Annotated in this window: 10 protein-coding genes; 2 read left to right on the top strand and 8 right to left on the bottom strand. The window is 31.0% G+C overall.

From position 1 onward, the window contains the following. Positions 1-3 precede the first annotated feature (3 nt). From AC2A1C_RS07555 to AC2A1C_RS07590, 8 genes are all read right to left on the bottom strand, one after another. Positions 4-1050 carry an ATP-grasp domain-containing protein gene (locus tag AC2A1C_RS07555; protein WP_484024917.1) on the bottom strand — a complete coding sequence of 349 codons (1047 nt, stop codon included), beginning with the start codon at positions 1048-1050 and terminating at the stop codon, positions 4-6. Next, positions 1028-1741 carry an NRDE family protein gene (locus AC2A1C_RS07560; protein WP_484024919.1) on the bottom strand — a complete coding sequence of 238 codons (714 nt, stop codon included), beginning with the start codon at positions 1739-1741 and terminating at the stop codon, positions 1028-1030. Before AC2A1C_RS07560 ends, AC2A1C_RS07555 begins: the two co-directional genes overlap by 23 nt. Next, complete coding sequence (locus AC2A1C_RS07565) at positions 1729-2217, bottom strand: DinB family protein (RefSeq protein WP_484024921.1); 489 nt, start codon at positions 2215-2217, stop codon at positions 1729-1731. Before AC2A1C_RS07565 ends, AC2A1C_RS07560 begins: the two co-directional genes overlap by 13 nt. Beyond that, positions 2210-2611 carry a DoxX family protein gene (locus tag AC2A1C_RS07570; RefSeq protein ID WP_484024923.1) on the bottom strand — a complete coding sequence of 134 codons (402 nt, stop codon included), beginning with the start codon at positions 2609-2611 and terminating at the stop codon, positions 2210-2212. Before AC2A1C_RS07570 ends, AC2A1C_RS07565 begins: the two co-directional genes overlap by 8 nt. Before the next feature lie 177 nt (positions 2612-2788). After that, positions 2789-3217, bottom strand: coding sequence for a DM13 domain-containing protein (locus AC2A1C_RS07575; RefSeq protein ID WP_484024925.1), 429 nt, complete (start codon positions 3215-3217; stop codon positions 2789-2791). Continuing rightward, positions 3214-3663 carry a YHS domain-containing (seleno)protein gene (locus tag AC2A1C_RS07580; protein ID WP_484024927.1) on the bottom strand — a complete coding sequence of 150 codons (450 nt, stop codon included), beginning with the start codon at positions 3661-3663 and terminating at the stop codon, positions 3214-3216. The genes AC2A1C_RS07575 and AC2A1C_RS07580 overlap by 4 nt, the downstream gene beginning before the upstream one ends. Positions 3664-3713: 50 nt before the next feature. Further along, positions 3714-3980 carry a hypothetical protein gene (locus AC2A1C_RS07585; protein WP_484024929.1) on the bottom strand — a complete coding sequence of 89 codons (267 nt, stop codon included), beginning with the start codon at positions 3978-3980 and terminating at the stop codon, positions 3714-3716. 2 nt (positions 3981-3982) lie between these two features. Next, positions 3983-4573 carry a sigma-70 family RNA polymerase sigma factor gene (locus AC2A1C_RS07590; RefSeq protein ID WP_484024931.1) on the bottom strand — a complete coding sequence of 197 codons (591 nt, stop codon included), beginning with the start codon at positions 4571-4573 and terminating at the stop codon, positions 3983-3985. A gap of 186 nt (positions 4574-4759) precedes the next feature. On the opposite strand from AC2A1C_RS07590, the gene aspS reads away from it, so the two are divergent. Both aspS and AC2A1C_RS07600 read left to right on the top strand, forming a co-directional pair. Then, complete coding sequence (aspS, locus tag AC2A1C_RS07595) at positions 4760-6514, top strand: aspartate--tRNA ligase (protein ID WP_484024933.1); 1755 nt, start codon at positions 4760-4762, stop codon at positions 6512-6514. A 127-nt stretch (positions 6515-6641) separates the two neighbouring features. After that, a complete protein-coding gene (locus AC2A1C_RS07600) occupies positions 6642-8648 on the top strand; it encodes a hypothetical protein (protein ID WP_484024934.1) in 2007 nt (668 codons plus the stop codon). Positions 8649-8768: the final 120 nt, after the last annotated feature.

Raw genomic sequence — 8768 nt, forward strand, 5'->3', positions numbered from 1 at the left:
ATATCAAACAGTAAAAGGATTAAACTCTTTCAGCAACATCCAGCATTCTTCCATATTGGTAAACTGGTGCCCTTTTTGCTTATTTATTTGAGATATTTGATACATATAACCCCAATGTTTTGTAATCTCTTTTATGGCAAAAAAGTAGGAATGTTCAGGATCATAAATAAAGGTAGGTTCGGAAGCAGCACCATTTAATTCGATGATTTTAAAATTTTTCCCTGCTTCCAATTCTTCCCAAGTGTTGAATTTCACATCAAATCTTCCATAATAAAATCCTTCTACTGAAGAACAGATTTCATTAAATAAATTTGTAAGTTCTGATGAAATTTTATCAGAAACATCATAAAATGTAGCACCACGAGCGTGATTTCCTATACTGCTCAAAAGTACTTTTTCATCTTTTTGGGGAACATAATTTTCATTATAGTCATTATTTTGGAAAATTTCGGGATAAAAACCATGATAACGAAGATTGTATTGTATCAATTCTCCTAAAGTTTGCTTGCCATCTCCCAAAACCTCAACGCCTTTTTTCTCTACAATTCCACTAATAAAACCTTTTTTTTCATTGGGAAACCTTACATAGAAAACGCCAATTTCATTAGGGAAATTAATATATTCTTCTAAAAGTACATCTTCATTTCCAAAATTTTTGAGGTAACTATTAAATTGATTTTCATTGTTTATCAATTCTACGTTTCTACCTCTGCAACCATTATTTGGTTTTAAAATTACAGGATAATGTAAATGATTTTCTTTCAGCATATTTTCAGCTTCTTCCGAAGTTATTTTTTCTTTCAAGAGAAAAGATTTTGCTCTGTATTTTTGTGGAATAAGCTGATTGACAAAATTTTTATCTTCCAGTGTCATTCCGCCATGAAGTATAGCAGGATTCACAGCTTTGAAAAATCCGAAAGACTGAGATTTAATACTAATCCAGGCATAATAAAAAATACACGGAAAATAAATAGCCCACATTGGCCAAAATTCCCAGTGTGTCAATCGGTACCATTTGTACTTTAATTTAAACCAAAGTTCTTTTTTCAATTTTTTTATTTTGAGATGTATTTTCCACTAAATCGTAATAACTAAATTCAATACTATCTTTTGTAATAATGAGTTGGGTGATACTTACCGTAATGAATCTTTCTTTTATTGCGGCTTCTATATCCGGTTCTTTTTCTATCTGATGAGTTTTATGGAAATTTAAAATTTCTTCGGCAGTACATTTTTTTGAGTCTTGAAATTCCTGAAACTTATTCGCTCTGTCAGATTCTATCTTATCATTATAAAGAGTTTTGGAAGACAGAAGATGATTCTTATTTTCATATAAAAAGATCTCGTGCTTATCATTTCCATCCCAAAGCAACCTGAAAAGTTTTTTCTGCGAATACACCAATAACTGAAAAGGTTCAATTCCTAACAAATCATATTCCCGAAAAGCATTCAGAAGATTTTCGCTTTTTGCCAGATCCAAAAGTACAATTCCCCTGCTTTTTTTGTACGGAGGATTATTTTTATGCTTTTGAAAAGCTCCATTGAGGAGAATAACCACATTTCCGTTTTCATCCGCAACAAACCATGTTCCGGAAGCTTTTTGGTCTTTCGGGAAATATAAAACGGTATCATCCGTTTCAAGAATATTCGGAAAAACAGCTTTTTCCCGGTCTTTTTTTTCGTCTCTGTTGGAGGTGAAAACCAAAGAATTTTCTGTTTTAAAAAAACTTACTGTGCACATGCAAGACGAAATTTTATGGTAGAAGGTGCCACTCCAAAATTTTCAGGAATGTTTCCCCAATTATATTCTTTAAGAGCCACTTTTATCAAAGCCTGATGATGGATGCCGTGTTCAAAACAATATAGTAATTCTCTGAAATAAGTGGTTTTAAACTGCTGTTCATTATCTTCATTATTGTTTAAGACACAAATCAGCTCTTTATCTTGTTTATTAATTTTGGAGATTATTCCATCAATCGTAGAAAGCATTTCTTCCACACTTTCCTCTAAAGCCAGCTTTCTATCTCTATTTTCAAAAGAAAATTTACCCAAAGAATATCCTGCCAGTAAAACTTCATACATTTCTAAAATATGTCTGATGTGCTGCCCTATTGAACTGCCAAATAAATAATGGCTGGGTTTTGTATATAATTCATCCGAAATTGTTCCCAATGTTTGGGACAATTCCTTTAGATTATTTTCTACACTATTAATCATTCGTTACTGTAATTTTATTTTTTGAAAATATGGAAAAAATTTGATTTCTGTACATAGCAATAAGTATTGCACAAAAAACAGCAGTAATTACGGCAAGATAGAAAAGTTTTCCTCCATCATTTTGCACATCAATGCCCAATTCTGTTAAATGAAATTTAATAGCTCCCAACATTAATCCTAATCCTAATATTGCACCATAAACTGTTGTTCTGGGAATTAAAATTAAAAGTGCGGCGATAAGTTCTAAAACACCTATTCCTATTCTTCCATAAGGTTCCATACCTATTTTAGAGAAAATGTAAACCGATTCCGGTGCTGCAGAAAATTTGAAATAAAGTGTTTGTAACATGATAACTACAGGTACAAGTTTAATAATCCAATTAATAGCTTTCATAATTTTTTTAATTTAATTTTTAGAATAAATTTAGTTTTTTAAACCATTAAGAAGAATTAAAGTGTTAAGAATATCAAGAATAGCTACTATTTTAGTCTTAAAAATCAAAATGGTTTATCTTAACTAAGGCTTAATTCCTTAAATCTTCTTAATGATTATAATTTAAATATAATACTTTTATTTTTTTTGAAGTAATGCGTAAGAAAATAAATGATTGTATTGCTGGCAATGCACTACAGCATATTTATACAAATCTAAATTGGGAGCGGATGTAAACGTATATACCTGTCCTCCGTTTACGGATTTTAATTTTCCTAAAGAAATAAATGTATTGGGCTGCTGTTCTGTGCTTACATATACATAAAGATCAGGTCCGTTACTTACAGAAAAACTCTGATCAAAAACTAAAGTATACACTCCGTTTTTTTCATAAATTTCTGCTTTTCCAGCAATATTATTTCCGTAAGGTCCTTTCATAAAATCTCCTGAATATTTAAGTTTGGCATTTTCCGGAGCCATTTCCATCAGGTCTTCTGTAGAAGTATTTTCCCTAATACAACTTTGAAAAAGAAAACCTATCGTTAAAATTAAGATTATTTTTTTCATTTTCCGGTTAGTTTTTTCCAGTTTTTGTCTGCTTTTATAGTCAAATTCTTTTCGTCTTTATTCCAACTCGTTAAAGTATTATTGAACAATTTGTTATAAAACAGATACAATTTTCCGTTGGTAATTTTGTAGGTTTTAGGATTTACTTCTACCTTCTCACCGTAATCTCCCATTGCAAAAGCGCAATAACCTCCATATTGCGGAAGATATTTGTTGGGAGCTTGCTGAAATTTGGTTTTATTTTGGGCGTTTGCGAAATAATAGTTTACACCCTGATATTTTACGGCATTTTTTGCAGAACCTTCTTGTGGTTTTCCTGAGAAGTAGCTTACTACATCATAACCATAATTGGCAACACCGTTTTCCTGATTAATGTCTTTTGCAGATTGCGCAAAAAATAAACTGCTTAGAAATAAAAGAATCGGAAATAAAAGTTTTGTTTTCATAAATTTTTTTAAACTTAGACGAAACAAAATTTTATTCCTTACAAAAAAAATTATTTTTCTTTTAAAATGAGTTTTATTTTATCTTTCAATTCTTGTGGAGCTTTTGTAGAATCCTCCGAAACTTCGGTATGGAAATGGTGATGCAGTACTTTATCTATGGCTTTTGTTTGCTTCCCGAAATTTCTGCAACACTTGCAAAAAGCAATGTGGAATTTCATTTTCCACCAGGCAGAAAATGATAAAGAAGTTTCTTCAGACTTAATAATGTTAAGAGAAGTTTCTTCGCAATTATGTAAAAGATTGTTTAAAAATTCCATACTTACAGTGATATTTCGTTTTTTTCAAGGCAGCTTCTTAGTAATGTTTTTGCACGAAAAAGAAGCACCCAGTAATTAGACGAAGTAATATTAAAATCCTTACAAATTTTTTCGGCATCTTCATCCAGCATATATTTGGCAACGAAAACGGGCTTTAATTTGGTAGGTAGTTTTTGAAGACAGAAATCCAGAATTTTATAAAATTCTTTACTTAAAATATAGTTGTCTGCACTTTCTGAGATGTAGTTTTTATTAATATCCTGTTTCCACCTGCCATAATTATCTTGATTGAAAAAAGAATGTTCAAAAGATTCTTCTGTTTCTTCCAGATAATCATCATAACTTTGGTTGTTATTACCTTTCTTTCTGTAATAATCGACGATTTTATTTTTAAGAATGCTTGTAAGCCAGGTTTTTACAGAAGATTTTCCCTCAAACTGCTGTCTGTTTTTATAGGCTGCAAGAAAAGTTTCCTGCACAAGGTCTTCTGCATCTTCTTTAGAATTTACCCTCACAATGGCAAAAGCATACAGAAAATCTGTAAAATTATCTACCCATTGTTCCGGATTGAGGTTGTCGTCTTTTTTTATCATTTTTTATTTTACCTGAAAAAACAGTTATTTTGCAAAATTAGCAAATATTGTTTTTAGATATTACTTCGCTTTACCTTATTTTATTATTTAATTCATTGAAATTTTATTGGTAAAACTTATCTTTGCAAACGAAAATTAAAGGCTTAAAACTTTAAGCCTTAAACTTTGAACTTTAAACAAATAATTATGTTTCGATCGCACACCAACGGAGAATTATCTCTAAAAAATCTTAATGAAGAAGTTACACTTTCAGGATGGGTACAAACCATTCGTGATAAAGGATTTATGATTTGGATAGATCTTCGGGATCGTTACGGAATTACGCAGTTGGTTTTTGATCAGGATCGTTCTACAGCGGAACTGATGGAAAATGCAAAAAAATTGGGACGTGAATTTGTGATTCAAGTGACAGGAAAAGTAATTGAAAGAGTAAGCAAAAATCCAAATATTCCAACAGGAGAAATTGAACTATTAGTTGAAAAATTAACAGTTCTTAATGAATCTCAGCTTCCGCCTTTCACCATTGAAGATGAAACAGACGGTGGCGAGGAATTGAGAATGAAATACCGTTATCTGGATATCAGAAGAAATCCTGTAAAAGACAAACTGATTTTCCGTCATAAAATGGCGCAAAAAGTAAGAAATTATCTATCAGACAACGGATTTATTGAGGTTGAAACTCCGGTTCTGATTAAATCTACTCCGGAAGGAGCAAGAGATTTCGTTGTTCCAAGTAGAATGAATCCGGGACAATTTTACGCTTTGCCGCAGTCTCCGCAAACTTTCAAGCAATTATTAATGGTTGGTGGAATGGATAAATATTTCCAGATCGTGAAATGTTTCCGTGACGAGGATTTGAGAGCCGACAGACAGCCGGAATTCACCCAAATCGACTGCGAAATGGCTTTCGTAGAACAGGAAGATGTGATGAATGTTTTCGAAGGAATGACGAAAATCCTTTTAAAAGACATTACAGGAAAAGATTTCGGGGATTTCCCAAGAATGACGTTTGCAGAAGCAATGAAAAAATACGGAAATGATAAACCGGACATCCGTTTCGGAATGGAATTCGTTGAATTGAACGAATTGGTAAAAGGAAAAGATTTCAAAATATTTGATGAGGCAGAACTGGTTGTCGGAATCAATGTTGAAGGTTGTGCAGACTATACAAGAAAGCAAATCGATGAGCTTGTTGATTGGGTAAAAAGACCACAAATCGGAGCTTCAGGAATGGTTTGGGTTAAATTCCAGAATGACGGGGTAATAACTTCTTCAGTAAATAAATTCTACAACGAGGAAGATCTGACTAAAATCATTGAAAAATTTGGAGCTAAAGAAGGAGATTTACTATTGATTCTTTCCGGAAATGAAAATAAGGTTAGAACTCAGCTTTCTGCATTGAGAATGGAGCTTGGAAATCGTTTAGGACTAAGAAAAGGAAACGAATTTGCCCCACTTTGGGTAGTTGATTTCCCACTATTAGAATTTGATGAAGAAAGCGGACGTTACCACGCAATGCACCATCCTTTCACGTCTCCAAAACCGGAAGATATTCATCTATTGGAAACTGATCCGGGAAAAGCAAGAGCTAATGCTTACGACATGGTGTTGAACGGAAACGAAATCGGTGGAGGTTCCATCAGAATTTTTGATAGAGATTTGCAGTCTAAAATGTTCGATTTATTAGGATTCTCAAAAGAAGAAGCTGAAGCTCAGTTCGGATTCCTGATGAATGCTTTCAAATACGGAGCTCCGCCTCACGGTGGATTGGCTTTCGGATTTGACCGTTTGGTAGCAATTCTTGATGGAAACGAAGTGATCAGAGATTACATCGCTTTCCCGAAAAATAATTCCGGGCGTGATGTGATGATTGATGCACCTTCTTCCATTGCTTATGAACAGCTTGATGAACTGGAACTACAATTGAATTTAAAAGCATAAATTTGAGCGAGGTTTTGAGCCTCGTTTTTTTATTATGAGAAAAACGATAATATTTATTTTCAGTCTTTTATTTGTTTTGTCTTTTTCACAAGACGATTTAAAGATTTATAGTATTGAAAAAAAATTAATGAATGGTGACAAAAAAGCCCTTTTTGAAATAGCTCCATATCTAGACAGTCAAAAAGAAGTGTATTACAATTTGGGTTATCATCTATTGAATGGTACTGAATCTAGTATTACAAGAAGAATTTTATCTGAAAACACACTTTTTTTAGGCTCTGAAGTTAAAATTGATTCTACCCTTTCCTCTTCAAAATTCAGTTTATTCCTGAAGCATAATGATATAAAATGGTCAGATGTTGCTAATGCTTTTTTGATTACATCTATCGAAAAAAGGGATGAAGTAATTTATTTTAGAGAGCTACCTCTCACAAAAAAACAAAATTTAGAAAAAGAATTTGCAAAAATAAAATCTTCAGATTTCTATATTGAAAATCATTTTGACAATCTTTATCAGAAAAAAGATCCAAAATTACTTTTTGAAATTGCATCAGCTTTTTACAAAAAAAGAGAACGTTTCAATAGATATAATCAAAACAAAGAAGATTATTACAATCTTTTGCAATGGTTAACAAATACAGAAATTGGAACTTTGGGCTTTGATAAAGAAACAACTTGGCACACCGAAGATTATAGTTTTGATAATGGTGCAATCCTTAACTTACTTATTTATTTTACTAAAAACTATCAATATTTTCATTGGACTTCTAATGGTTATTTCGAAAATCCAAAAATGAGTATTGAAAAATCTAATCGAACACGTGAATTATTTGAACAAATAAAAAACAAAAATGATTCTATTGCCATTCAATCTTACACAAAACTTACGAAAGAAAATTCTGAAATTGTAAACACAATTTGTGATGAAAAAGAAAAATCATTTAATCATGATGTAAACGATAAGCTTCCTACATTTCCATATCGGTTTTTGAAACAATTAAGTAAACTTGCAAATTATTGCAAACTAAACACTATTGATTTTGAAGGAAATAAAAAAATTAAAAAAATAATTGAGAAGTTAAAATCAGACTTATCTTTCAAGGAAAGAAGAAATTACGAAAACTTTTTAATTTCAAATCTTAGAATTGAAGACATCACACCTATAGAATATTGGTCTTTAATTAATGAAAAGAACTACGATTTGCAATATTCCATTTCAAGAGTTTTAGATATTTACTATTCCAATAATTGGAATAAAATTGTAAATAACGAAACACAACTTAAATTATATTTAAAAAAATCAACACTATACAGAAACGTTGGTATTATTGGAAATTTGCGTTACTACTTATGGAAGTTTTCAGACAATGGGAATGAAATAATTGATAAATTAGCCCAAATAAAAACGAACGATAATGAAATTTTAATAGCTATGGAAAAAGCTAAAAAATTTAGTGTTGAAAAATTTTATTTCCGTGAGGATAATAAAAAAATTAACGATGCTAATTTTGATGGTAAAATTACAGATATCAATTCCGAAATAGAAAAAGAAAGAATTAAGGCAAAAGACAAAAGTGATTTTGAATATGCTGTTGAAAAAATTACTTCCAAAATAAATTACTCACAAATTCCAGAAATGATTTTGGAACTCAAAAAAGTAAATTTTGATGACAGTTATCGTAATAAATATGATTTTCTAGAAAGAGATTTTGGCTTTTTTCTTTTAAAAGACTTAAAAAAAGATGAAACGGCAGATAATTTTTTAATTCTCTACAATAAAATGAGTGAAGAAAAACTTTATAAATACTTCCTAAATGAAGCAGGAATAGATTATTTGGACGCTCAAAATAATTTGGATTATGATAAAATTTATGAAATTTTAAAATATAATGTAATGATTGCATTTTCTGGAGGTGGTGGTGGAAAACAAGATAATGAGGTGTATTCCATCATAAAATTACTTGAAATTAATTTCAAAACAACTTTAGGTTATCCTAAAAAATTATGCAATTCTGCTGGAATTTACGGTTGTGACTCGTCTGAAAGAACTTGGCATTGGATGAAATATTTAAGTGAAAATAAGTTTCTAAAAAAGGAACACAACAAAATTGTTTCTTTTAATTATCAAAAGTAAAATTTATAAATTAGAGCGAGGTTTTTCCTCGCTTTTTTTATTTGATTAATTTACTGTCTTTCATCACGCTCATTCCGACATTAAAATTCAGATAATTTTCAAAAGAATTTTCATTCCAGA

The organism is Chryseobacterium sp. HNCC26DJ241, from assembly GCF_057180505.1.

Bases quoted from the DNA above. Each gene is read 5' to 3' on its own strand.
- AC2A1C_RS07560 (WP_484024919.1), bottom strand. From the start codon at position 1,741: ATGTGCACAGTAAGTTTTTTTAAAACAGAAAATTCTTTGGTTTTCACC.
- AC2A1C_RS07565 (WP_484024921.1), bottom strand. From the start codon at position 2,217: ATGATTAATAGTGTAGAAAATAATCTAAAGGAATTGTCCCAAACATTG.
- AC2A1C_RS07570 (WP_484024923.1), bottom strand. From the start codon at position 2,611: ATGAAAGCTATTAATTGGATTATTAAACTTGTACCTGTAGTTATCATG.
- AC2A1C_RS07575 (WP_484024925.1), bottom strand. From the start codon at position 3,217: ATGAAAAAAATAATCTTAATTTTAACGATAGGTTTTCTTTTTCAAAGT.
- AC2A1C_RS07580 (WP_484024927.1), bottom strand. From the start codon at position 3,663: ATGAAAACAAAACTTTTATTTCCGATTCTTTTATTTCTAAGCAGTTTA.
- AC2A1C_RS07585 (WP_484024929.1), bottom strand. From the start codon at position 3,980: ATGGAATTTTTAAACAATCTTTTACATAATTGCGAAGAAACTTCTCTT.
- AC2A1C_RS07590 (WP_484024931.1), bottom strand. From the start codon at position 4,573: ATGATAAAAAAAGACGACAACCTCAATCCGGAACAATGGGTAGATAAT.
- aspS (WP_484024933.1), top strand. From the start codon at position 4,760: ATGTTTCGATCGCACACCAACGGAGAATTATCTCTAAAAAATCTTAAT.
- AC2A1C_RS07600 (WP_484024934.1), top strand. From the start codon at position 6,642: ATGAATGGTGACAAAAAAGCCCTTTTTGAAATAGCTCCATATCTAGAC.